Origin of the sequence: Rhodococcus sp. 14-2483-1-1 (genome assembly GCF_002259335.1) — a bacterium.
Taxonomy (GTDB): Bacteria; Actinomycetota; Actinomycetes; order Mycobacteriales; family Mycobacteriaceae; genus Rhodococcoides.
The window spans coordinates 214,362-237,164 of record NZ_NPFX01000015.1 but is presented as its reverse complement, the minus strand read 5'-3'; the positions used below and the strand labels follow the sequence as shown (position 1 = coordinate 237,164).

Below are 22,803 nucleotides of genomic sequence, written 5' to 3'. Positions count from 1 at the left end.
ATGAGATCGACCCTGTGGTCATTCAGTGATGCGAAGCACAGCCTAGTACGCCGGCGAACAGGTCGGTCTCCCTGCCCGTCCCATCGACGCCGAGTGTGCCCCGAACCAGCACGTACTGCTCGTCCAGCAGGATCGGCTGGGCGATGTCGTTGGAGAGTGCGTACTCGCGTCCCGACGGTGCGACGGTCACCTGAGTGGCGTGTGCGCGCAGCGCGTCCCGCTTGGCATCGAGCACACCGCGAATGTCGATGCTGGTCGTGATCGTGCTCTCGGGCACGCTGGGCAACTCACCGTCGAGGGGCAGTCGCCATCCGGCCGGAATGTCGTCGATCGCGGCGAGTCCCGACTGCAGTTGGTCCTGACCGGTGACGGTCCAGTAGAACTTCGACACCTCCCAGGGCGACCCGGCCCGGGGGTAGGAATCCGTTCCGCAGACCTCGACGGCCTCGGTCACCAACGAGTGCACCTGCTGATGATCGGGATGGCCGTAACCGCCCTCGGGGTCGTATCCGATGACGACCTGCGGCCGAAGCTCACGCATCACTGCCACGAGCGCTCCGAGAGCCTCGTCGCGGTCCGCGTTGACGAACGCACGCGGCTTGCGGGCAGCAGACGTCCCGGCCATTCCGGAATCCCGCCAGCGGCCGGCTCCGCCGAGAAAGCGCGGCGGATTGCAGCCCAGCGCCGCGAGAGCGCGGTGCAATTCCAGAATCCGATAGCCGCCCAGCTGATCGGCACGATCGACGACCAGATCGGCCCACGTCTCGCCGATCACCTCGCCCTCCTCGCCGAGCGAGCAGGTGAGTACCGTGACGTCGGCCCCGGCACGAACGTAGTGGGCAATGGTGCCGCCGGTGGTGATGGTCTCGTCGTCCGGATGCGCGTGCACGAGAAGAAGCCGCTGCGGCTCCGTCATCGCCTGCTCCGTCACTGCCTCTGTCATCGATCCAGTGCTCACTTCGTCATTGGTCGCGGTGTCGCCGCGGCGATCGGTCACGAGGGCGGCCGTATCCACTGCGCGGCGTCGGCGAAGATGCCGACCTCGATCGGGCCGGTCAAGGAGACGCCGGTGATGCCGGGAACTGCGGCCACCACCGACGAGTCCTGCATGATCGGCAACGTCGACGCCAGGGACCACAGCTTGGGCTCGACGTCGTTGGTGGCGACGGACGGATCGAGTCCGTTCACGAGAGCCCTGTCGATGGTCGGCCCGAGTTCGGGAACACACAGGCCGGACAGATTTCGCGGGGCCGCCGCGCGGTCGCCGCTGCCTGCTGCAGGCTCCTGGACACAGCCGAACCGTGATGCCAGCGCCGTCGCCGGGTCCACTCCTGCGCTGTTCCAGCCCACCACCGCATCGACGGTGCCCTCGGTCAACGCCGTCGAATACAACTCGTCGGCGGGCAGTGGGGTGACGGTCGCATCGATTCCTGCGCTGACGAGCTCGTCCGCAGCCGTCCCCGCGACAGCGAGCGCGATGTCGTCGTTCTCGACGGCACCGATCACGAACCGCAACGCGGTACCGGTCGCGTCGGCAAGACGGGGCACCCCCGGAACCGGAGCACTCGTGGTCGCCGGGTCGGCGGTCGGGGTACCGGTTGCCGGGGCGGTTGACGTCGGCGCGGTTGCAGTGGTCGGTGCGGTTGCATTCGGTGTCGATGTCACCACCGCGTCGGGCGTCGGAACGAAGCCCGCGCGTCGCAGCAGGTCGAGGGCCGCGGTTCTGCCGATGGGAGCGGGCGACGTCGCGGTGTATCCGGGGTCGGAGGGAGAGAGGAGCTGCGCTGCAGCTCGACGATCCGTCGCGCCACCACCTGCCCCGACGGTGGCGAGCAGATTGGGATCGAGCAAGCCGAAAATACCCTGGCGCACAATGGAATCCGACATATTGGCCGCTCGCCCGTTGACCGTCATCGACAGCACCCGAGATTGCCGGATCGTGTCGGTGCGGACGCCGGGAATTGCCGAGAGCTGCGCTCGCAAGGCCGCGTCACCACGAACCTGGGCGATCTGGGCGTCGGCCGACCGCAGAGAATCGGCCAGTTGCGCGGGGGTACCGCCGCGGCGGATCAGGATCTGATCGGGCGACGCGGGCTCGCCCCAGAAGCGGTCGTTGCGCTCGAGCAGAATCTCGTCACGACCCTGGTCGACGGTTTTGATGTTGAACCGGGATCCGGAGACCGGCACGTTGTCGGTGAGACCACCTTGGAAACCGCCGGGCGAGTCCTTGAGCAAGTGCGAGGGCACCAGGTCCGTGAACAAGCGCTGCCACGCCGGGTACGGCGATTCGAGAGTCACGTCGACCGTCTTGCCCCCGCCCGAGGACGCGATGTCGCTGATCAGGGCATACCCGGCGGAATCGACCACACCGGGTTGGGTGATCATCTGCTGCCACAGGTAGCGGAAGTCCTCGGCGGCGATCGGTGCGCTGTCGGACCACTGCGCCTCGTTGCGCAGCTGATAACGAATGGTGAACGGCGACTGCGAGGTCACCTCGGCCGAGATCATCAGCGACAGGTCGGGTTCCCAGGTGGTCACCCCGGTGTCGGCGTTGCGAATCGGCCGAAACGGGCTGGGTAGCACCAGGGAACTCACCGCGGCCGTTGCGGGCGATTGATCTGCCAGCAAGTGCGGGTTGAATCCGATCCCGACGTCGTCGATGGCGACGACCACCGGATCACCGGTCTTGGCCGGAACCATCGTCGTGCTGACCGGCGTCTCCACGCTCTCGATGGGAGGTGGCGGATCCGCGGTGCACGCAGTGAGTACCAGTGCGATGGCAGAAACCAGAACCGCCGGCATCAGCACGTTGCGCAACGAGGATCTCCTTCGTGATCGGCTACCGGTACAGGAGAAGCGACGCCCCACAAAAGTGACACGTCGCTTCTCCCGCACGAGATGAGTCTTACAGAGCAGCCTTGTCGCGAGTCTTGCTGCGTGAACGCTCACGGGCGCGCTCATTGGAATCGAGGTGCACCTTGCGGACGCGGACGACCTCGGGGGTCACCTCGACGCACTCGTCGCCTGCACAGAACTCCATGGCCATTTCCAGGTCCAGCTTCTTGGGCTTGGCCAGGGTCTCCATGACGTCTGCCGAGGACTGACGCATGTTGGTCAGCTTCTTCTCGCGGGTGACGTTGATGTCGAGGTCTTCCTGACGCGGGTTGATGCCCACGACCATGCCCTCGTAGGTGTCTGCGCCCGGCTCGACGAAGAACGTGCCGCGGTCGGCCAGCTGGATCATCGCGAACGGGGTGACGGTGCCGTGTCGGTCCGAGACGAGCGAACCGGTGTGGCGGGCGCGGATCTCGCCGGCCCACGGCGCGTAGCCGTGGAACACGGCGTTGGCGATGCCGGTACCGCGAGTGTCCGTGAGGAACTCGGTGCGGAAACCGATCAGGCCACGCGAGGGAACGATGAATTCCATACGAACCCAGCCTGCGCCGTGGTTCGTCATCTGGACCATCTTGCCCTTGCGTGCGGCGAGCAGCTGAGTGACCGCACCGAGGTACTCCTCCGGTGTGTCGACCATGAGCTCTTCGAAGGGCTCGTGCAGCTTGCCGTCGACCTGCTGGGTGACCACCTGGGGCTTGCCGACAGTGAGCTCGAAGCCTTCACGACGCATCTGCTCGACGAGGATGGCAAGTGCGAGCTCGCCACGACCCTGAACCTCCCAGGCATCGGGGCGACCGATGTCGAGGACCTTGAGCGAGACGTTGCCGATGAGCTCCTGATCGAGGCGGCTCTTGACCATGCGCGAGGTGAGCTTGTGGCCGCTGACGCGTCCGACGAGCGGGCTCGTGTTGGTGCCGATGGTGACCGAGATGGCGGGCTGGTCGACGGTGATACGCGGGAGAGCGACCGGGTTCTCCAGGTCGGCGAGCGTGTCACCGATCATGATGTCCGGGAAGCCCGCGACGGCGACGATGTCTCCTGCGACACCCTTCTCGCCGGGAACGCGCTCGACGCCGATCGTGTTGAGCAGCTCGGTGATCTTGGCCTTCTGGACGACGGGCTCGCCGTCGACCTCACGCATCCAGCTCACGGTCTGGCCCTTGGAGAGCTGACCGTTGTGGATGCGGACCAGGGCGAGACGGCCGAGGAACGCAGATGCGTCGAGGTTGGTGACGTGCGCCTGCAGTGGCGCGTCGACGTTGCCCTTGGGCGCTGGAACGTAGCTGAGCAGAACCTCGAACAGCTCGTCGAGGTTCTCGGCGTCGGGAGCGTGTCCGTTCTGGGGCTGGACCTTCGAGGCCTTGCCCTCACGACCGGAGGCGTAGAGGACGGGGAGGTCGAGTGCGAGCTCGGCTGCCTCGGACGCTTCGTCGTCGAGATCGGACGCCAGATCGAGCAGCAGGTCGTGGCTCTCCGAGACGACCTCTTCGATACGCGCGTCGGGACGGTCGGTCTTGTTCACGACCAGGATCACCGGCAACGACGCGGCGAGCGCCTTGCGCAGCACGAAACGGGTCTGCGGCAGCGGGCCCTCCGATGCGTCGACGAGAAGGACGACGCCGTCGACCATGGACAGGCCGCGCTCGACCTCTCCGCCGAAGTCGGCGTGGCCGGGGGTGTCGATCACGTTGATGACGGTGATGGTGCCGTCGGCATTGCGCTTGTGAACGGCCGTGTTCTTGGCCAGGATCGTGATGCCTTTTTCTTTTTCGAGGTCACCCGAGTCCATGACGCGGTCGATCGCTTCGGCACGTTCCTCGAACGCGCCGGACTGCCGAAGCATGGCGTCGACCAGGGTGGTCTTGCCATGGTCGACGTGTGCAACGATGGCGACGTTGCGAAATGTAGTGGTGCTGTCGATGTTGTCTGCACTGCTTGGGGCGCTCACGCGAAAAATTCTCCTGGAGTCGAATGCGGGCTCTTGTTCGCTAGCGGGCTTATGTCGCTAGAGAAGCGCGCTGCACCGCGAGGTTCTCGCGACTGATCGAGTTTACCCGTAGTTCGACAGTGCCCCGCGCCACCCTCAGGTCTGTGACCTGCGCCACCCATTAGTCTTGGTGCTCATGGGCAAGATAAAGGCCGCAGATGTCTCGGGGATGAAGCCCAAGAAAAAATGCTGCCGCAAGAAGGTTCGGTGCATCAAATGCCCGGTCGTCATCATGCGAATGAAGAAGCTCGAATCGGCGGGTGCAACCAAGAAAGACCTCAAGAAGGGCCTGAAGACCGCTCGGGCGAAGTGAGCAGGATGTCCAGGAGCTCGGGTAGCCAGAGTCGGTCGGCATCGACCAGATCCATCGTCGGCAGCGTCTCGGCGTCCACCCACCGCAGAGCCGAATGTTCCAGCGCCGCAGGGGTTCCCGAGACGAGCGCCGCGCGGTAGGTGCGAAGCACCAGTCCGCCGGGGAGATCGACATCGCCGTTCAGCGCGGCACCGATGGAGCACTCGACTCCCAATTCCTCGCGAAGCTCACGCGCGAGCGCTGCGTCCTCGGACTCCCCCGGCTCCACCTTGCCGCCCGGCAGTTCCCAGCGGCCGGCCAGCTCCGGCGGACGGGTTCGTTGCGCGAGCAGGAGTCGGCCGTTCTCGATCAACGCGGCAGCGACAACCACGGCGGTAGGGGTACCGGACATGCCACCATCTTTCTATGACCGAACTGCTGACCGACCGCGACATCGAGGACGCCCGGCTCACCGACTGGACGGTGGTGGAAAAATCCCTGACGCGAACCGTCGAACTGGGCTCGTTCCCAGCAGCCATCGAGGCGGTGAACCGCGTGGCCGACGCCGCGGAGGAGGCGGACCATCACCCCGATATCGACATCAGGTGGCGGACGCTCACCTTCACGCTCTCGACGCACTCTGCCGGCGGTCTCACGCAGAAGGATGTGGATCTGGCGCGTCGGATCGACGAGCTGATCGCGCACTGATGCGTCCCGCACAGACGACCCAGCCGAGGAAGAGAGCAGAGCCGATCACGTCGACGGCCCCCGCCCATGCCTCGAACCCGGGGCGAGGGATGGTCCAGATCGATTCCTGGAAGAAGCTCAGCAACCACGGCACCCCCACCGTGACCGTCACCAGCCAGTATCCCGCGACGAGTCTGGCACCGGCGATGTTGCGCAGTGGACCGTGCACCAGCCAGATCACCATCGGAATCACCCAGATCCAGTGGTGCGACCACGAGATGGGCGACACCAACAGGCCGAGGAGTTGGACGATGACAAGGGTTCCCAGGTAGTCGCGGCGATCGAGTGCTCGCCATGCCGACACGGCAAGGACCGTGGCGATCACTGCGGCGGCGATCCACAGCGGCCCCTGGCCGACGTCCTCGCCCACGATCCGGCTCAGCGCTCCGCGCAGAGACTGATTCCAGACCGAACCGACGGGCCCGATGCGGTCGGCGTCGCCGAGCAACGTGGTGAAGTAGGTGGCGGCCTGATGCCCGAGCACCGCGTAACTGACCGCCACCGTCAGCGCGAAGGCCACGGCCGAGAATGCTGCGGCCTTCCACCTGCGCGTGGCCAGGAAGTACAGGCCGGTGATGGCCGGGGTCAGCTTGATTCCCGCGGCGAAGCCGACCAGGCCGCCTGCGACCCACCACCGCGAGCTGCGTACGGCCAGTAGCGCCAGCAGCACCAGAAAAACGTTGACCTGGCCGTAGTCGAGAGTTGTCCGTACGGGTTCGGACCACAGCCCCAGGGCGGTCCACAGCATCGCGATCCGCACCCAGCGCGGTTCTGCGGCACGCCCGTCACCCAGCACCATCGACAGCGCCAGCCGAACCACCGCGAACAACGCGGCCATGGTCGCGGCCTGCCAGACAACGCCGACCACCGTGAACGGCAGGTAATGCAGTGGGAAGAACACCAGGGCTGCGAACGGTGGGTACGTGAACGGAAGCGGAAAGTCCGGGGTCTGCACCGAGTAGGTGTAGTCGTACAGGTTGTCGCCCAGCAGCGCCGCCGAGCCCTCTACATACACGTGCAGATCGACGAGGTTCATGCCGTTCGGTGTCACGAAGGCCCAGACGAAGCGGCTGATCACCGACATCGCCAACAGAACGGGGGCCAGCCGAACGAGTCGGTTCACTGTGCGTGCGGTTCCGTTCGGTATCGGTGCTGTATATCGATAACGAAGCTTATAGGTCGTCACAGGCCTTCCCTAACCACGTGGGTAGACGAGTAACATTTGCATCACCTTTAACACTGATAACTCCAGTAACAGGCTATTGTTTGTCCCTGCGGAGAATTCGCAGCGTGGACCACATAGACTGCCCTGGCACAGTTGCGACGGGGAGGGTTCGACGTCAACGGCTGTACATCGGGGATCGCGCTACATAGAGTGACCCCTCGAGCACCGGCTGTCGCCGGGGCCCGCGTCATGATCAGAATGGGGATTATCACCGTGCTTCGTACCCGCGGAACGCGTCGCGTAGTGACGGCATTTGCCGTTGCAGCAGCCGCCGCACTCGTCGTGCCGACCAGCGCATCCGCACAGCCTCTGGTGCCCATGGCGCCCGCCGATCTGCCTGCTGCACCGGCCGATCCCGCCGCGTTGATCGCTCAGTTCCTTCCCGCTCCCGGTGAGCCCATGCCCAACCTGGCCGACATCGAGGCGCTCGCCTCGTTCGCGCCCGCGATCGTCGGTGCTGCCGCTGGACCCGCCGATGTCGGAGCCGCTCCGGCCGCAGATCTGTTGAGCCAGGCTCGCGCTCTGCTCGAAACGGCGCAGCTGCCAGAGCAAGTCAAGTCGCTGCTCGAGTCCGTCATCACCTTCCTGGACGGATCCGGCGGCGGTGGTCCGGAACTGCCCGCCGACGGACCGGCCATCGCTCAATTCCTCTACCCGACGCTCGGCAAGGGGTGCATCTCCGACACCGCCGATTCCGTCGGAACTGCTCTCGCCGTACCGGGCCCGGCCACGTTGCCTCCTCCCGGACCGGCCGCGGGCCAGGCCGGTTTCGTGTTCACTGCGCTCGGCACCGCCCCCATCGCCGCCGAGCAGCCGGCTCCGCTCACCGTCACCTGGCTCAACATCGACAACCGCCGCTCGGGAACACAGGACCTGACCGGCGCGGCGAAGATCAACGCCGACGGCCCGGCTACGTTGTCGGCCATTGCCGATACCGGTCCCGGACGCGTTCTGTCGGTGGTCTCCGGCTCGATCACCACGCAGTCGAAGGAAGATCCCGCGGCCGCTCCCCGCAGCTGCACCTTCCTGCCTACCATCGGAACGGTCTACGTTCCGTAGTTCCTGCGCACGACGCATTTCGCCCCCGGCTGTTCGTCAGCCGGGGGCGAAATCCTTTCGAAGATGTTTCGGACAGTCGACTTACATAATGGAATGCAACAAACACCGTGGAATTACATCGATGTAATTCAGGTGATATCGGCGGCGGATTTCGACCACTGCCCGTAATCGGTTTTGAGAATATTGTTGATGTCCACTTTGACTCCGCCGACAGAATCCTTGTCGATCCGGATCTGATGAATATGCGCCGCCGGGTGAACGAAGCCCTTCGGGGTCCCCCAATTGTGCTGCCAATACCACTGGCCGAGACCGGCTACCGAGGCCAATTCGATAGTAGGCGAATTGGCATAGATGCCGGTGTTCTCGGCCCCGATCACCGACTGCCAACCCAGGATGTACGGCGCGATCAGAGTCGCGAACTCCACCGCGGAGGGATTGTCGTCGATCGACGCGTAGATCGGGCGGTCCGCGGGACCTCCGGCAGCCGTGTGGAGTTCGAGGCCGCGCTTGGCATGCTTCACCCCCGCTGCGTACCCACCGCGCCAATCCGACGTCGCTCCTTTTCCGAACTGGTAGTTCGAGACCACCTCCAGTCCGGCTGAGGTCAGCGAGTCGGCCTCGGACTTACGCATCGGCTTGCCGATCATCCAGTTCGCGTCGGGTCTGCGATCGGAGACGTACCGCACCGCCCCGAGGTGACCGGCCTGCTTGATCGCCGAGGCCGACGGCACCCCGCCCGAATAGTCGACGAGTGTTCCCAGTCCGGCGTCCGCGTGCGCGGTCGCCGTCCCCAGCGCAACCAGACCGACGGCGGCAGCGGACCCTGCGGCGGCGTATTTGAACAGTTCACGTCGCGAAACCTGCACTGAAATCTCCATCGTTCGATCGATCGCCGCGGCGCGCCTACTCACAGAACTGCACCACCACTGATAATTTGTGATCTTTTGTCGTATCCCACCACAAACCCATCGGTACCGCCAGCCCCACTGTTCACACCCCTCACACTCCTCCCGTGGTTCACACCGGCAACTCGGGCACCGCGACGGCAGGCATGAATAGGGTGGGTACGACGATGCACGGACGAACCTGCGAAGGAGTGGATGGACATGGGCGTAACTCTCGCCAAGGGTGGAAATGTCTCACTGACGAAGGAAGCACCGAACCTGACCGCTGTCTCCGTCGGACTGGGCTGGGACGTCCGTGCAACCACGGGCGGCGACTTCGATCTCGATGCCAGCGCCATCGGCCTCGGCACCACCAAGAAGGCGCTGAGCGACCTCTACTTCGTCTTCTACAACAACCTGCGCTCCCCCGACGGTGCCATCGAGCACACCGGCGACAACCGCACCGGTGAAGGCGAGGGCGACGACGAGAGCATCGATGTGGACCTGGTGGCCCTGACCCCGGAGGTCGACTCCATCGTCTTTCCGGTGTCCATTCACAACGCAGACGCGCTGGGGCAGAACTTCGGTCAGGTCGTCAACGCCTTCATCCGCGTCGTCGACAAGTCCGACGGACGCGAACTCGCCCGCTTCGACCTCAGCGAGGATGCCTCCACCGAAACCGCCATGGTGTTCGGTGAGCTCTACCGCCGCGGTGCCGAATGGAAATTCCGCGCCATCGGCCAGGGCTACGCATCGGGCCTGGAAGGAATCGTTCGGGACTTCGGCATCGACGTGGGCTGAACTGTTCGTGGACCGTCTCGATCGGACCGTCTCGATTGAACAACGGATTCCGGCAGAACTTGTGAGGTCGAGATGATGTGTGGTGATATCAGCGCAACCGCAACATAAGCCACATCAGTCACAGGAGTCACACATGTCTCGACGCCTCAGCCGTCTGGCGGGCGCGCTCGCGCTCTCCTGCGCAGCATTGCTCGCAGTCCCCGCTACCGCGACAGCGGAGCCGGCACCGGTAGATCCGCTGGCTCAGGCAATTGCCGCACTGCAGGGTCAGGGCGGTGCATCTCTCGAGGCCGCGAATGCCATCGCCGACTCACGCACCCCGGTCGCCGAGGATGCGAGCACCGATCCGTTCGCCGCGCTGAACGCAGCCAACAAGGCGTTGACCGATTTCGGCATCACCCCGTTCTTCTACCCGACTGCGGCCGTCAACTGCGCGGCGACGGGTGCCTCACCCCTCGGCATCGTCCCGGGCGTCGCCGGTGGCGCCGGCGGACCGTGGCCCCAGCTGACCGTGCCGCCGATCGCCACTCTGCCCGGCCTGCCCTCCATCGCCGTGCCCGAACTCAACGCGGTGAACAAGGGCGAGACGATGTTCGCATTCGTTCCGGCCGGCATCGTGAACGACTCGGCCGACAAGTCCGGCATGCAGGTGGCGTGGTTCAACGTCAACACCCTGCAGGGCGGCTTCGCCGACTTCGGTGGGCTGGCCACCACTCTCGCCCAGTCGATCCTCGACAACTCCGGCATCCCGGCAGAGTTGAAGGAATTGGCCCGGCCTCTCGTGGTCAACGCACTCAATGCATTGCCCGCTGCCGGTGCGCGCGCCGTGCCCGTGGAAACCGGATCGGGAACCGTCCTTGCGGCGGTGTTCGGCACGGTGAACCACAAGGGAATCGACGGCACCGACAAGAGCTGCTTCTTCTTCCCCACCGTGGGTCTGGTCAACGTCGCCTGATCAACGTCGACTGATATCGAAAGCGAAGGCCCTGCAGCGCGCGCTGCAGGGCCTTCGCTGCTCATGCTCCGACTGCTCGGCCCAGCCTCCCCACTACTGCCTGCATCTCGGTGCGTTCCGAGCGCACCGCCCAGGGACGCTGCCGGTTCCTTCCTCGCATCTGCATCGCGGCTCCCGTGAGCAGGTCACCGTTGGGGGCGAAGTGCACCCGAACGATGTCGTCGAGTGAGCGTCCCAACGCGAAATCCTTGACGCCACCGCGGAAGCCATGCGGAAACAGTGGTGCGTCGGGTTCGTTGTACTTGCCGCCGACGAACACCGGGCGGCCGGTGCGAAAGTCACGACACTGTGCGATGAAACCGTGGAATGCGCGCCCTCGCTCACGCCCGTAATAGGCGATGCCCACTCGCCCGGACCCGGTGGCGGTGATGGCGGCGAGGCGGGCATCGCGCACTCCGGGCGCGGAGACGACCACCGGCCTCGACCAGGTCACCGTTCCGTCGAAGGACCAGGCGGCATGGAGCACTCCGTCGCGGTCCGGCCACACCACGTAGACGTTGCCCTCGTCGTCGACGGCCGTCGACTCCGGCAGCCGATAGCGCGAACCGCGCAGCAGAAAATGCAGTGGGTTGTGGTACCGCGCCAGTGCCGACCCGGGGACCATGCGGACATCCCAGGTCAGACCCTCGTCGTGACTGACTGCCACGGCGAACCGTCGACCGTAACGGCCGCCGATGTAGACCGTTCCATCCGGGCCGACGACGCCCTTGCCGAACGTGACGTACTCGCGGCTCGGTAGACCGGGGATGTTCTTCGGATCGATGTCGAATCCGCCGGCCACTTCCCACTTCACGCCGCCGTCGTAGGACCGCCAGATCACCTGACGGGTCACGTTGATCAGCGGTCGTACACGTAGCACGAACGGCGTCGGAGCAGACAGGTACGTCACCCTCGCACTGCTCGAATTACGTGGTCCAGCAAAGATTTTCGCGTTCGTTCTGGCTTTGGACGCCACCTTGCGGATGCGCCAGGTTTCACCTCGGTCGTCACTGACCCCGAGAGCGAATCCCGTCCGAAACAGGCGCTGCGGTGCCGCGCCGAATGTGCCGGCATGGAGAAACAGTCGGTCGTCGACATCGTCGAAGTACAGGTACGGCCGACGTCCACCGTTCTGCATGCCCTCCGGAACCGATGCGCGCCATGACTTTCCGAAGTCCGACGACCGCAACACACCGATCCCGTCGACGGTGAAGGCAGGGGCGAGAAAAACGGTGTTGTCCGACGCGACCCCGAGGGTGCAGGCCGCCGAGCCGTACTCCGTGTAGGAGATGTCGGTGACGTAGTCGGCCGAGGCGGCAGCGTTGGTCGAGGAACGCAGACCCGCCCGATAGCCCGAAGCAACTCTGGGCGTCACGACACCGACCATGCCGGTTCGCGGCGTTGCGTACGGAGGGCGAGGCGATGCATCGACCCAGGCTAACGGGGATTCGGCGAGTAATCGCCGAGGCAATCGAAGAAGTCCTCGGCCCGTGGTGGTGAGAGTTCACAGAACCGAACTGGTCAGTTCGTAACCGGTCCGGTCCGGCCGCGGCGCTTAGGCTCTACCGTGTGCCCCGCGATCGCCCCGACGCCAATCGCCCCGGGCCGATGCGTCTGCACCCGGCCGATGCACGGGCGTACTGGATGGCGTCGAAGATCCCCAGCGACCAGTTTCTGCTGTACTGCTTCGACACCGGGCCCGACGACCTCGATGCCGAGGTGGTCCGACTGCTCGAACGTAGCGCTCGCATCGACGTACTGAGCCGACACGTCACCGATGCGCCTCTCGGCCTCGACCATCCCCGGTGGACGTCCGCGAATCCGTGCACCGACGCGATCATCGTGCACCGGGCACCGCGCACCTGGTCGGAATGCCTCGATGCGATCTCGTCGTCGTTCGAGCATCAGGTGGACCCCCGAGTATCGGTGTGGTGTCTGCAGCTGCATTCGCAGGTCTCCGACGCTCCTGGCGGAGCAGGACCGGCTATCGTTGCTGTACTTCAACTTTCGCACGCAGCGGCCGACGGGGCCCTGGCATCGAAGACCGCCCGCGACCTCTTCGGCACACATCGACTCCCGCCCGCAACCGAGAGCACCTCGCGTTCCACCGGGACCGAACTGGCCTCCGCAGTGCGTGCCGCTGCAGTCCTTCCGCTGCGCATGGCGCTGATGGTCCGCGGCGGTCTACGCGCTCGACGGGACGCGCTGGCCCTCGGGCGAGCCACCGACTCGGGTTCGATCCCGCCGCCTGCTCGGTCGCGGGCCCTGACAACCCTCGACGTACCGCCCACCGGCCGGACGTCCGTGCGGACCATCGTTCTTCCGAAGTCCGATCTGCACGCCGAGGGCACCACGGTCACCGCGTTCGCACTCACCGCCATATCGATTGCACTGCAAGCCTTTCTCGACACTCCAGGCGATCTGGCCGCAGAGGTGACTCTCGCGCGACAGACGCGTGGATCCGCGCGCAACAACTTCGGCAACGTGGGAGTCGGGCTGTTCACCGCAGAGCCGGATATTCGCACACGCATGCGCCTCATCTCGGACGACTTGGCCGCACGGAGAGTTCGCGCCAGTCATCCACTGACGGAGGCGGCCCGCGCCTCCCAAGACGAGGTCGAAGTACACGTGCCGGCGTTTCTGGCCGAATGGGGAGTCGCGCAGTTCGATCCGACCGCGACGCCACCGACGGTCACCGGCAACACCGTCGTGTCCAGCGTCTCGCGTGGTGCCGCGGATCTGACGCTCTGCGGCGGTGCCGTCCGGTTCACCACAGGCTTTCCCGCCCTCTCCCCCGCCATGAGCCTGACCCACGGAATACACGGCATCGGCACTACCGTCACCATCGGAATCACGTCCAACAGCGCCGCCGTACCCGACCCGGACCGCTACGAGGCGCTGCTACGCGACGCCCTCGAACAGGTGCGCGCTGCCTTGACCTGATCGGGACCGAACTGCCAGACAGTTCTCAGCATTTGCCGGGCGACGAGCTCAGGTTCGACCGCCAGACTCGACACCATGAACCACGATCAGGTCACCGTCCTCGCAGTCGGGGGTACCGGAGAATCGCATCCGTCCGACCACCGGACGTCGGTGACCGGACTGCTCGCCTGTGTGGTCGGTGAACTCGACGACCGTTTCGTCGGCCGATGGGTCGGCTACCCGGCGTCGTACGGTCCCGTCTCACTCGGCGGACTGTGCTTCCGGCACAGTGCCGACATCGGCGTCCGACGCCTCCGTCGCGCAGTCGAAGGCACCACCGGGCCGATCGCACTGATCGGCTATTCCCAAGGTGCGACCGTTGTGCGCGAGGTGCTCGGACTCGTCGCCGACGGAACGATCGACGGCACCCGAATCGTCGCTGCGGGCTTGGTGTCCGATCCCCAGCAACCGGCCGGCGCGGTGAGCGGATGCGCTGGACGAGGGGTCGCAGGCACGGGTCCGGCTCTGCCCGAGTCGATTCCGGTTCGGTGGATCGGCCTCGAGACCGACATGATCTGTAACGCCAGCGACGACAGCCTGATTCGCGACATCGCCGACCTCACCCGCTGGATGTCGTTTCGCACCCCGAGAATCTGGCTTCGCGAACTGTGGACCTTGCTGCGCAGCAACAGTTTCCAGAATGCGACCCGAACTCGCCTGCGACCCTCCCAGTGGGTGAAGGATGTTCGACGCCTCCGCACCGCGGCCACCGAGGTGGCCGGCTATCTGCCGCAGTCGATGCGCTGGCACCGATTCGAATGGGCCAACCCCGGCGGCGGCCGCCACATCGCGTACGCGCGTGAACCGTACGACGGCGAACTCACCGGATGCCAGGTACTCGCGCGCTGGCTGAGCGAGCGGGCAGACCGCCTCGAGGACCGATTCAGCCCTTCTCGGCCACAGCCGCGAGCTGCCTGAGGCCCTTCTCGAAATCCGGTCCGACGAGCTTGTCCATCGAGAACACTTTTCCGATCAGAGCGAAGAGCTTGTTCTGTTTTCCCGACATTCGCCAGGTCACTCGGGTTCCCTCGGCGTCAGGCTCGAGCAGGAACGCCGTGACGTTCCGGTTCTCGAACGGCTTGGTGAACGCAAGATCGAGCACCACTCGTTCAGCCGGAATCGACTCGGTGATGGTCATCGTCCCGGCACCGGCCTTGCGGTTACCCGACCACGAGTACGACGCCCCCACCCCAGCGTCGGGACCGGTGTAGGTGCGCTGTAGACCAGGGTCGAGTCCCTCGTAGGGCGACCACTTCACCCACTCGTGAAAGTTGTCGATCAGTCCGTGCACGGTTGCGGCGTCGGCCCGGACGAGGGCCGATCGCTCGACGAGTACCGGGTGGGTTTCGCTGGCCATGACGGTTCCTTCATTTTCTTTTGCACAAGCAGAAGATGTGCCCCGCGGGATCGCGGTACACCCAGAACGAGGACTGCGCGTGGTCGATGAGTGTCGCCCCCGCGTCGACGACGAAGTCCCGTGCTTGTTCCATGTCGTCGACCACCAGGTCGAGATGGATCTTGATGCCCTCGCTCGGCCAGTCGATCGGGGTGAAGTCCGGTGCCCGCTGAAACGCCAGGCGGAGTTCACCGGGACCATGGACGACCACCCAGTCGCCGTCGTCGTCCACCGATCCCCAGCCGAGGATGGTGCTGTAGAAGCGAGCCAGCTCAGCGGGTTCCGGGCAGTCCAGCACCGTGTAGTCGACGGTGATTCTCGGGGGCGTCATGGCGACAGAGTAGCTATCAGCCGCCGAGCGCAGGGGCAATTGTCTCGAACCATGCCTCGTGCAGATGCTGCTCCCAGTGGTTCCACCAGTGCACACCGGTACCGGTGATCTTCACGTTGGGTCGCCCGCCTGCGGCCTGCAGCAACGGAACGAATGCACGGCTGCTCATGCCGGCGGCGGTCTCCAGCGGAACCATCTGCGCGAACTTGACCGGGTCGAAGCTGCTGCTGGCCGGGTTGAACACAGGGTCCGTAGCCGGTGAGCCGCTCCCCGAAGAGACGAAGACTGCCGTGTTGCGCAACGCGCCGACGTTGAGGGACGGGTCGTTGCGGATCCAGTCCGCGGACGGCCAGCTGCCCCACATGTTGCGAGCGTTGCCGCCCATTTCGCCGACGGCCACCGAGATGCCCTGCGCAAATCCGGGGCTGCTCGCGGTCGGATAGCCACTGAACGATGCCACCGCCTTGTAGAAATCCGGACGATGCGCGGCCAGGTTGAGCGCGGAGGTTCCGCTCATCGACAGTCCTGCGACGGCATTGTTGACGTTGTCACTGCCGAAACGATCGGCCATGACGGGCGGCAGTTCCTGAGTGAGGAAGGTTTCCCACTTCACTCGTCCGAGCTTGGGGTCGTCGCGCTGCCAGTCGGAGTAGAAGGTTCCGCCGCCACCGAACGGAATGACCACGTTGACGTGCTTGTCGGCGAAGAAGCTCTCGACGTCGGTCTCGATCAGCCAACCGCTGTTGTCCTCGGGCGCGCGCAGCCCGTCGAGCAGATACAGGGTGGGCGCGGGTCCCCCACCGGCAGCTTTGAGCACCTTGATCGGGATGTCCTTGTCCATCGACGGCGAGTAGACGTAGACGAGCTCGGAATCGGCCTTTGCCACACCGGTCCCCATCAGCACCGTTGCCATCGTGGCTACCAATACCGCCACCACAGCGAGCACCAGACTTCGTATCCGAGCATGCAGCATGGAGATTGTCCCCTTGTTCGTATCGACCGACCGTCTCGGGGAGGGTAACAGCCCGGTCACGGTAACGCTCCTTCTAGCGCAGCGGGCTGTCGACGATCCACCACGCCGCGTACGGGGGCAACCACACCGATCCGGAGTCGTCGACGTGCAGATCGTGTTGCGAGAGCACCTCGGTCGGAGCCGGGATGCCGAGCTCGATCAGCTGCGCGTGGGGAAACGGTCGATGGTCGGCCGTCACGTTGTAGAGGCCGACCAGGGTGCCGCTCGGATGACGCCTGCGCACGACGAGCAGACCGTCGTCCGACTCGGTCTGCACGTCCACCGGTGCCTCGGCGTGCAGCATCGGCAGACCGGCGCGTACCTTCGCGATTCGAGCGATACCGTCGAACACCCGCTGCGCGTCGCTTCCCTGCTCGAACCGACCGGCGCGGTCGGCGTCGGTGACGCGGGGGCGATGCACCCACCTGTTGTCCTCGGCATGAGCCGGTTCGTCTGCCCATTTCGGGTCTCCCGGGGAGCCGAGCTCGTCCCCGCTCCACACGACGGGAATACCGCCCCAACCGGCAATGATGGCGTGCGACAGAAAGATTCGCCCGAACGCGCCGTCGGGATCCAGGCGGGACGGGCCAAGGCCGGTGAGCGCGGCCGCGGTTCCGCTGATCCGGCGGTCCCCGGTGTCCGGGTTGTACTGGAACACGAGACCTTCGGCCCAGGAGCCCTCGAATTCACCGGAGTACCAGTCGGCCAGAAAGTGCCGATGCCCTGCGCCCGAAAGTCCGAGTGACGCTGCGTCGCCGTCGTCGATGGCCCAGCCGATGTCGTCGTGGCAGCGAACGTAGGTCACCCAGGTGCCACTCGGCGGCGTCGGGGGCAGCGACGCCAACGCGTGACGCGCCAAAGCCGTACTGCCCGTAGCCAACATCGACCAGACCTGCACCATCAACGAGTTGTGGTAGGCGATGTCCGAGACTCGTCCGGTGTGCCGCCCCTGACCCAGGTACGGCAGCAGATCGCGGGGTCCGACGATTGCCTCGGCCTTGAACAACGTGGCCGGAGCAGCCAGTCGAGCGGTGGCGCGCAGGGCCTGGGTGACCGCATGCACCTCGGGTTGATTCTGGCAGTTGGTGCCGAGCCGCTTCCAGAGGAACGCGATCGCGTCGAGGCGCAGCACCTCCACCCCCAGGTTGGCCAGATGCAGCACTACGCTCGCGAACTCTTGCAGCACAGCAGGATTGGCCCAGTTCAGATCCCACTGCCATTCGTTGAACGTCGTCCACACCCATTCGCCGAGCTCGTCGTCGAACGTGAAGCTGCCGGGAGCGAAGTCGGGAAATACCTCGGGGAGAGTGCGCTCGTACGAGTCCGGAGTGGTCCGATCGGGATAGATCAGGAAGTAGTCACGGTATTTCGGATCACCGGCACGCGCCTTGGCTGCCCACTCGTGCTCGCGAGCAACGTGATTGAGAACCAGGTCGACCACCAGGCTGATACCGCGTCGACGCAGCGTCTGCGCGAGGGTGCGCAGATCCTCGTTGGTTCCCAAGTCTTCTCGCACGGCGCGGTAGTCCATCACCGCGTATCCGCCGTCGTTGTCGCCGGGCCTTGGCTGCAGCAACGGCATCAGGTGCAGGTAGGTGACACCGAGGTCGGTCAGATGGTCGAGCCGCTCGCCGACCCCGCGCAGCGTCTGTCCGTACCGGTCGACGTAACAGGCGTAGCCGAACATGTCGGGCTGCTGAAACCAGTCGGGCTCGAGCAGTCGACGCTGATCGAGCCTGTGCAGATCCTCGGCTCGGGCGGCATAGGCGCGAGCGGCGATGTCCACCAGTCCGGCCGCCACGGCGTCGGGATCGGGATAGACGGCGGTGACCGCGTCGTGCAGATCGGGAAACCACTGCTCGAGACGCAACTCGAACGTCTCGCGTCGGTGTGCGGGAAGTTCGGCGAGTATCTCGCGGGTGACGTCGGAGACGGCGGGGTGAACCATGGACTCATTCTGGCATCGACCCCAGCGTGCGGACGCGCATACATCCGGTTACCGCGGGGTATCAGAGCGGCATGTCATTGCTGAGCCGCACGGTCGACACGATCCTCGACAGAGCAATCGTTCCCGGATACTCCCGCATCGGTGCCACGGTGCGTCGACGATTCTGGGCCGCGGATCCGACGCCGTTCCCCTCCCCCATCGACATGGTGGTGACCGGCGCGTCGTCCGGTTTGGGAGCCGCCACCGCGAAAGAACTCGCGCGGCTCGGGGCTCGGGTGCACATGGTCGGCCGATCCGCCGACCGACTCGAGTCCGCCGCCGCGGCCATCAGAACCGAGGTGCCCGACGCCTCTCTCGTAGTGCACGAGTGCGACATCAGCGATCTCGATTCCGTGGCGGCGTTGATCGCGACGTTGGCCTCCGAGCTCACGGCCGTGCACGCGCTCGTACATTGCGCCGGGGTGATGCCGGATGGACGGCAACTCTCTGCGCAGGGACACGAATCCGCTTTCGCTACCCACGTTCTCGGGCCGGTCGCGTTGACCGTGGGATTGCGCGAGCTCTTCGACGCCGGATCGCGAGTTGTGTTCGTCTCGAGCGGCGGCATGTATGCGGTGCCGCTGCAGAACTCGGACTTCGAGTACGAGAACGGCAAGTACTCCGGCATGACGGCGTACGCGCGCACGAAGCGCATGCAGGTGGTGGTGGCCGAGCAACTGGCCGAACGCTTTTCACTCGAGAACGACCCGGTGGTGCACAGCATGCACCCCGGCTGGGCGGCCACTCCCGGCGTCACCGGATCGATGCCACTGTTCGGTTCGGTGATGAAGCCGATTCTACGCAGCGCCGACGACGGGGCCGATACCATCGTCTGGCTCGTGGCAGCCGATCCCGCGTTGACCAGCACCGGCACATTTTGGCACGACCGTGCGCCGCGCCCGACTCATTACCCTTCCTGGCGTGGAGATTCACCTCGCGTGCGAGATGCTTTGTGGGCCGGCGTGGTCGAGGCAACGGGAATCGAGATCGAACCCGCGGCCGGTGACTCACAGACCGAGTAGGTCGGCCGATCTGCGCAACCGCATCAGCACCTGAAGATCGAGGGCGTCGTCCGGGTCGCGCCACTGCGTACCGATCAGCCGATCGATCGCCTCGAGTCGTTGGTAGAGCGTGTTGACGTGCACACCCAGGTTCGACGCCGTAGCCGAATGGTGCCGTCCGTGTGCGAGATACACCGACAGCGTCTCCATCAGCGGAACCCCGCGCTTGTTCTGCTCCGCCATCAAGGGGCCGAGCAGTTCCTCGGTGAGCTCGTCCAAGTGCTCACGGGCCATGTGGCTGAGCAGGATTCGATAGATCCCCAGACCGCGGGCCGAGGACACTTCACCGTCCCTGCCCAGGGTCGTCAGAACATCGACGGTTTGTTGCGCCTCGCGGAATGCCGTTGCCAGGGCGTCGGCACCTCGCGCGGGCTCGGAAATTCCTACCGTCGCACGGGTGTTGATCATGCGGCGAACGGCAGCGGATTCTCGGGCAGGCACGACCAGCAGAACCCTCGAACCCTGCTCCGCCACGACTGATCCCGGAGGTAGTGCAATGGCTTCGAACTCGGCTCTCGACGCATTCCCTTGCCCCACTGCCACGCAGTACGTCACGTCCGGCGTCAGTCCGGCACGGTGGAACTGCCTGCGTTCGTCATCGGGTGACGAGATGGGATGAAGAAGCAGATCCACCAGAAAGGCGTCCTGCGCGCGGCGTGCAGATTCCGCTGCTGCACGCTCCTCGGCCAGCGACAGCGCAATGGCCGGCGCGGCCCGATCGAGAAGCAAACGGGTTTGATGGTCCTCGGGTCCGACGGAGATCAGCACCCCCAGAAAGTGACCCGCTGCTACCACCCGGTGAGCGGTCATCGCGTCGTCGACGGCCGTATCCGCGCCCTCCCTACAGCGGTCGACGAGGGTTTCGACCGTGGTTGCCGTGTACTCCAGCGCAGCCGGCACGGACGCGACATCCGCCACGAAGTACGCCGGGCGTTCGGTGGCCGCAGCTACCTCCCGAACCAGGCTTCGCACCCCACCCCCTTGGAGCACGACCTGGGTCAACGTGCGGTCCCACTGCAGCGTTTGTTCCAATTCCGCCGTGCGAAGGGATAACTCGGCGTTGAGAGTTTCGAGTTTGTCGATCGCCCGAACGTTCTCGATGGCGATGGCCGCGTGTGCGGCCAGTGCCGACAGCAGAGCGATCTCACTGTCTGCGAAATCCCGCTCCGACCGTTTGCACGCGAACAATGCGCCGATCACACGGTCGCCCACCCGCAGCGGTACGCCCAACAAACCGCGCATGTTCTCCGATCGCGCTGCGCTGTCTGCGCCGGTGATGTGCCGAAAGGCAGGTTCGTTCTGATAGTCGGGAGTCCACGACGGTGAGGCTCCGCGCACGATGAGGCCGACCAGCCCCTCGTCCTGCGCGAGCCTGATGCCCACGAGCTTCGGCGTCAGTGCACCGCTGGTGACCTCGATGACGAACTCGTTCCCGTACACCGAACCCATGTAGGCCAGATCCACGCCCAGAAGTGTGCGCGCCTGGTCCACCACCTCCTGCAGCAGAATCCGGTTGTCTCGCACGGTCGTCAGGCGCACCGCGATGTCGTTCAGCGCCGACAGTTCGGTGCTGCGCTGTTTGCGCTGATCGAGCAATGCGCGCAGCCGCGAGGCCGCGTGCGCCTCGGCACCTGGATGTGTTCGACGGTGGGCTTCCAGTTCGTCGATGGACGCATCGGCCAGCAGCAATTCCATCCATGACTTCACGGGCGACATAGAGAAAACCTACATTGGCCGAGACCCAGGTCACAGCTAGAGTCGAGATATGTCGCTCGTCGAACAGTTGTCGAATTCTCTCCCCGCGGACCGCGTCGTCGTCGATCCCGACGTCATCGCGTCGTACCAGCACGACGAGGCGGAATGGGCACCGTTTGCGGTGCCTGTTGCCGTCGTGCGGCCCCGTAGCGCCGAAGAAGTGCAGGCTGTCGTTCGCGCCTGCCTGGCCCATGGCGCACCCGTCGTCACTCGCGGGGCGGGCACCGGACTGTCCGGCGGAGCGAACGCCACCGAGGGATGCGTTGTACTCGCCCTCGACGGCATGGATGCGATCAAGGAAATCGACCAGCTCGAGCGATACGCCGTCGTGGAGCCGGGAGTGGTCAACGATCACCTGCGAGCGGCGGTCGCCGAGCAGGGTCTCTGGTACCCACCGGATCCCGCCAGCGCACCGTGGTCGACCATCGGCGGCAACGTCGCCACCAACGCAGGCGGACTGTGTTGCGTGAAGTACGGCGTCACCCGCGATTACGTCATGGGAATGCAGGTGGTCACCGGAACCGGAGAACTGGTGAGGCTCGGCCGTAAAACCGCCAAGGGCGTTGCCGGATACGACCTTGCGGGTCTGATGGTCGGATCGGAAGGCACGCTGGGCATCATCACCGAGGTGACCCTCAAGCTGCGCCCGCTCCAGGATCCGCAGCGGACCGTTGCCGGCTATTTCGATTCGATCGTCGACGCCGGCCGTGCCGTGGCCGCGGTCGCCGCCGCCGGATTGACTCCCTCCGCGTTGGAACTGATCGACAAGCAATGCCTCATCGCCGTCGACGCCTGGAAGAACATGGGTCTGTCGGTCGAGGCAAATGTGGTGTTGCTCGGGCGGATCGACGATCCAGGGCTCATCGGTGACCAGGAAGCCGAGAAGATGCTCTCGTGCTTCGACGAGGCCGGGGCCACGTGGTCTGCGGTCTCGACCGATCAGGAGGAGGCCGATGCGCTGTTCTCGGCTCGCCGGTTGGCGTATCCGGCGATGGAGCGCCTGGGTCCGGTGTTGACCGAGGACGTGTGTGTGCCGAAGAAGCATGTGCCCGAGATGCTTTCGCGCATCGAGCAGATCGGCCTGCGGTACGAGACTACGATCGCCAACATCGCACACGCCGGTGACGGAAACCTACATCCGTTGCTGATCACGCCGCACGACGACCTTCCGGCCCGCGAGCGCGCTCAGGCCGCCTTCGCCGAGATCATCGACGCTGCATTGGAACTCGGCGGCACGGTGACCGGCGAACACGGAGTGGGGCTACTCAAGATGGACGGCTTGGTACAAGAACTGGATCCGGTGGTGTTGGACATGCACCGCGCGGTGAAAAAGGCACTGGATCCGCACGGAATCCTGAACCCAGGCAAAGTGTTCGCGTCCTGACAGCGCTGAGA

General features: G+C 65.3%; 21 protein-coding genes. 9 read left to right on the top strand and 12 right to left on the bottom strand.

From position 1 onward, the window contains the following. Positions 1 to 22 precede the first annotated feature (22 nt). The 3 genes from mshB to typA all read right to left on the bottom strand — a co-directional run bounded on the left by mshB (position 23) and on the right by typA (position 4,843). Positions 23 to 916, bottom strand: a complete 894-nt coding sequence (mshB, locus tag CH294_RS16440; protein WP_037153827.1) for an N-acetyl-1-D-myo-inositol-2-amino-2-deoxy-alpha-D-glucopyranoside deacetylase — start codon at positions 914 to 916, stop codon at positions 23 to 25. 77 nt (positions 917 to 993) lie between these two features. Next, positions 994 to 2,802, bottom strand: a complete 1,809-nt coding sequence (locus tag CH294_RS16435) for an ABC transporter family substrate-binding protein (RefSeq protein WP_094738532.1) — start codon at positions 2,800 to 2,802, stop codon at positions 994 to 996. 103 nt (positions 2,803 to 2,905) lie between these two features. Next, positions 2,906 to 4,843 carry a translational GTPase TypA gene (gene typA, locus CH294_RS16430; protein ID WP_032365354.1) on the bottom strand — a complete coding sequence of 646 codons (1,938 nt, stop codon included), beginning with the start codon at positions 4,841 to 4,843 and terminating at the stop codon, positions 2,906 to 2,908. A gap of 175 nt (positions 4,844 to 5,018) precedes the next feature. On the opposite strand from typA, the gene CH294_RS27520 reads away from it, so the two are divergent. Then, complete coding sequence (locus CH294_RS27520; protein ID WP_094609726.1) at positions 5,019 to 5,195, top strand: hypothetical protein; 177 nt, start codon at positions 5,019 to 5,021, stop codon at positions 5,193 to 5,195. On the opposite strand, the gene CH294_RS16420 is transcribed toward CH294_RS27520, so the two are convergent. Beyond that, positions 5,161 to 5,586: a (deoxy)nucleoside triphosphate pyrophosphohydrolase gene (locus CH294_RS16420; protein ID WP_032380578.1), complete on the bottom strand. Its 426-nt coding sequence runs from the start codon at positions 5,584 to 5,586 to the stop codon at positions 5,161 to 5,163. The two genes, CH294_RS27520 and CH294_RS16420, sit on opposite strands and share 35 nt — an antisense overlap. 14 nt (positions 5,587 to 5,600) lie before the next feature. Between CH294_RS16420 and CH294_RS16415 the strand changes: the two genes are divergently transcribed. Further along, on the top strand, positions 5,601 to 5,882 hold the full coding sequence (locus tag CH294_RS16415) for a 4a-hydroxytetrahydrobiopterin dehydratase (protein ID WP_032402993.1): 282 nt from the start codon (positions 5,601 to 5,603) through the stop codon (positions 5,880 to 5,882). Here the strand turns inward: CH294_RS16415 and CH294_RS16410 are convergent. Then, the gene (locus CH294_RS16410; protein ID WP_052077608.1) at positions 5,827 to 7,005 is read right to left on the bottom strand and encodes a mannosyltransferase; all 1,179 of its coding nucleotides are present in this window, start codon (positions 7,003 to 7,005) and stop codon (positions 5,827 to 5,829) included. The two genes, CH294_RS16415 and CH294_RS16410, sit on opposite strands and share 56 nt — an antisense overlap. A 339-nt stretch (positions 7,006 to 7,344) precedes the next feature. Here CH294_RS16410 and CH294_RS16405 point away from each other — a divergent pair, with 339 nt between their 5' ends. Further along, on the top strand, positions 7,345 to 8,205 hold the full coding sequence (locus CH294_RS16405; protein ID WP_094738566.1) for a hypothetical protein: 861 nt from the start codon (positions 7,345 to 7,347) through the stop codon (positions 8,203 to 8,205). Positions 8,206 to 8,333: 128 nt separating this feature from the next. Here CH294_RS16405 and CH294_RS16400 read toward each other — a convergent pair whose 3' ends face one another. Beyond that, complete coding sequence (locus CH294_RS16400) at positions 8,334 to 9,083, bottom strand: DUF1906 domain-containing protein (RefSeq protein ID WP_094738531.1); 750 nt, start codon at positions 9,081 to 9,083, stop codon at positions 8,334 to 8,336. Between the two features lie 228 nt (positions 9,084 to 9,311). Between CH294_RS16400 and CH294_RS16395 the strand changes: the two genes are divergently transcribed. Next, the gene (locus CH294_RS16395) at positions 9,312 to 9,890 is read left to right on the top strand and encodes a TerD family protein (protein ID WP_032380864.1); all 579 of its coding nucleotides are present in this window, start codon (positions 9,312 to 9,314) and stop codon (positions 9,888 to 9,890) included. Positions 9,891 to 10,023: 133 nt separating this feature from the next. Then, positions 10,024 to 10,845 (top strand): hypothetical protein, encoded by an 822-nt coding sequence (locus tag CH294_RS16390; protein WP_094738530.1) that lies wholly within the window; start codon positions 10,024 to 10,026, stop codon positions 10,843 to 10,845. 61 nt (positions 10,846 to 10,906) lie between these two features. Here CH294_RS16390 and CH294_RS16385 read toward each other — a convergent pair whose 3' ends face one another. Then, entirely contained in the window at positions 10,907 to 12,259 is a 1,353-nt protein-coding gene (locus tag CH294_RS16385) for a sialidase family protein (RefSeq protein ID WP_141216515.1), read from the bottom strand. A gap of 194 nt (positions 12,260 to 12,453) precedes the next feature. On the opposite strand from CH294_RS16385, the gene CH294_RS16380 reads away from it, so the two are divergent. Both CH294_RS16380 and CH294_RS16375 read left to right on the top strand, forming a co-directional pair. Further along, a complete protein-coding gene (locus CH294_RS16380; RefSeq protein ID WP_141216514.1) occupies positions 12,454 to 13,827 on the top strand; it encodes a WS/DGAT domain-containing protein in 1,374 nt (457 codons plus the stop codon). A gap of 75 nt (positions 13,828 to 13,902) precedes the next feature. Further along, complete coding sequence (locus CH294_RS16375; protein ID WP_094738528.1) at positions 13,903 to 14,784, top strand: PE-PPE domain-containing protein; 882 nt, start codon at positions 13,903 to 13,905, stop codon at positions 14,782 to 14,784. Here the strand turns inward: CH294_RS16375 and CH294_RS16370 are convergent. The 4 genes from CH294_RS16370 to CH294_RS16355 all read right to left on the bottom strand — a co-directional run bounded on the left by CH294_RS16370 (position 14,750) and on the right by CH294_RS16355 (position 18,553). After that, a complete protein-coding gene (locus CH294_RS16370) occupies positions 14,750 to 15,223 on the bottom strand; it encodes an SRPBCC family protein (RefSeq protein ID WP_094704128.1) in 474 nt (157 codons plus the stop codon). The genes CH294_RS16375 and CH294_RS16370 overlap by 35 nt on opposite strands. 10 nt (positions 15,224 to 15,233) lie before the next feature. Then, a complete protein-coding gene (locus CH294_RS16365) occupies positions 15,234 to 15,593 on the bottom strand; it encodes a VOC family protein (protein WP_037153490.1) in 360 nt (119 codons plus the stop codon). Positions 15,594 to 15,609: 16 nt separating this feature from the next. Then, positions 15,610 to 16,566, bottom strand: coding sequence for an alpha/beta hydrolase family protein (locus CH294_RS16360; RefSeq protein WP_037153491.1), 957 nt, complete (start codon positions 16,564 to 16,566; stop codon positions 15,610 to 15,612). A gap of 73 nt (positions 16,567 to 16,639) precedes the next feature. After that, the gene (locus CH294_RS16355; protein WP_094738527.1) at positions 16,640 to 18,553 is read right to left on the bottom strand and encodes an alpha-amylase family protein; all 1,914 of its coding nucleotides are present in this window, start codon (positions 18,551 to 18,553) and stop codon (positions 16,640 to 16,642) included. Between the two features lie 71 nt (positions 18,554 to 18,624). Between CH294_RS16355 and CH294_RS16350 the strand changes: the two genes are divergently transcribed. Continuing rightward, the gene (locus CH294_RS16350; RefSeq protein ID WP_094738526.1) at positions 18,625 to 19,614 is read left to right on the top strand and encodes an SDR family NAD(P)-dependent oxidoreductase; all 990 of its coding nucleotides are present in this window, start codon (positions 18,625 to 18,627) and stop codon (positions 19,612 to 19,614) included. On the opposite strand, the gene CH294_RS16345 is transcribed toward CH294_RS16350, so the two are convergent. Continuing rightward, entirely contained in the window at positions 19,600 to 21,369 is a 1,770-nt protein-coding gene (locus tag CH294_RS16345; protein ID WP_249305332.1) for a helix-turn-helix domain-containing protein, read from the bottom strand. The genes CH294_RS16350 and CH294_RS16345 overlap by 15 nt on opposite strands. Positions 21,370 to 21,418: 49 nt before the next feature. On the opposite strand from CH294_RS16345, the gene CH294_RS16340 reads away from it, so the two are divergent. Continuing rightward, a complete protein-coding gene (locus CH294_RS16340; RefSeq protein WP_094738525.1) occupies positions 21,419 to 22,792 on the top strand; it encodes an FAD-linked oxidase C-terminal domain-containing protein in 1,374 nt (457 codons plus the stop codon). Positions 22,793 to 22,803 lie beyond the last annotated feature (11 nt).

What these genes read in the sequence shown, in the direction of transcription:
- CH294_RS27520 (WP_094609726.1), top strand. Translation starts at nt 5,019, where the DNA reads ATGGGCAAGATAAAGGCCGCAGATGTCTCGGGGATGAAGCCCAAGAAA.
- CH294_RS16420 (WP_032380578.1), bottom strand. Translation starts at nt 5,586, where the DNA reads ATGTCCGGTACCCCTACCGCCGTGGTTGTCGCTGCCGCGTTGATCGAG.
- mshB (WP_037153827.1), bottom strand. Translation starts at nt 916, where the DNA reads ATGACGGAGCCGCAGCGGCTTCTTCTCGTGCACGCGCATCCGGACGAC.
- CH294_RS16435 (WP_094738532.1), bottom strand. Translation starts at nt 2,802, where the DNA reads ATGCCGGCGGTTCTGGTTTCTGCCATCGCACTGGTACTCACTGCGTGC.
- CH294_RS16345 (WP_249305332.1), bottom strand. Translation starts at nt 21,369, where the DNA reads ATGTCGCCCGTGAAGTCATGGATGGAATTGCTGCTGGCCGATGCGTCC.
- CH294_RS16365 (WP_037153490.1), bottom strand. Translation starts at nt 15,593, where the DNA reads ATGACGCCCCCGAGAATCACCGTCGACTACACGGTGCTGGACTGCCCG.
- CH294_RS16405 (WP_094738566.1), top strand. Translation starts at nt 7,345, where the DNA reads ATGGGGATTATCACCGTGCTTCGTACCCGCGGAACGCGTCGCGTAGTG.
- CH294_RS16395 (WP_032380864.1), top strand. Translation starts at nt 9,312, where the DNA reads ATGGGCGTAACTCTCGCCAAGGGTGGAAATGTCTCACTGACGAAGGAA.
- CH294_RS16340 (WP_094738525.1), top strand. Translation starts at nt 21,419, where the DNA reads ATGTCGCTCGTCGAACAGTTGTCGAATTCTCTCCCCGCGGACCGCGTC.
- CH294_RS16355 (WP_094738527.1), bottom strand. Translation starts at nt 18,553, where the DNA reads ATGGTTCACCCCGCCGTCTCCGACGTCACCCGCGAGATACTCGCCGAA.
- CH294_RS16410 (WP_052077608.1), bottom strand. Translation starts at nt 7,005, where the DNA reads ATGTCGGTGATCAGCCGCTTCGTCTGGGCCTTCGTGACACCGAACGGC.
- CH294_RS16375 (WP_094738528.1), top strand. Translation starts at nt 13,903, where the DNA reads ATGAACCACGATCAGGTCACCGTCCTCGCAGTCGGGGGTACCGGAGAA.
- CH294_RS16390 (WP_094738530.1), top strand. Translation starts at nt 10,024, where the DNA reads ATGTCTCGACGCCTCAGCCGTCTGGCGGGCGCGCTCGCGCTCTCCTGC.
- CH294_RS16360 (WP_037153491.1), bottom strand. Translation starts at nt 16,566, where the DNA reads ATGCTGCATGCTCGGATACGAAGTCTGGTGCTCGCTGTGGTGGCGGTA.
- CH294_RS16370 (WP_094704128.1), bottom strand. Translation starts at nt 15,223, where the DNA reads ATGGCCAGCGAAACCCACCCGGTACTCGTCGAGCGATCGGCCCTCGTC.
- CH294_RS16400 (WP_094738531.1), bottom strand. Translation starts at nt 9,083, where the DNA reads ATGGAGATTTCAGTGCAGGTTTCGCGACGTGAACTGTTCAAATACGCC.
- CH294_RS16415 (WP_032402993.1), top strand. Translation starts at nt 5,601, where the DNA reads ATGACCGAACTGCTGACCGACCGCGACATCGAGGACGCCCGGCTCACC.
- CH294_RS16350 (WP_094738526.1), top strand. Translation starts at nt 18,625, where the DNA reads ATGTCATTGCTGAGCCGCACGGTCGACACGATCCTCGACAGAGCAATC.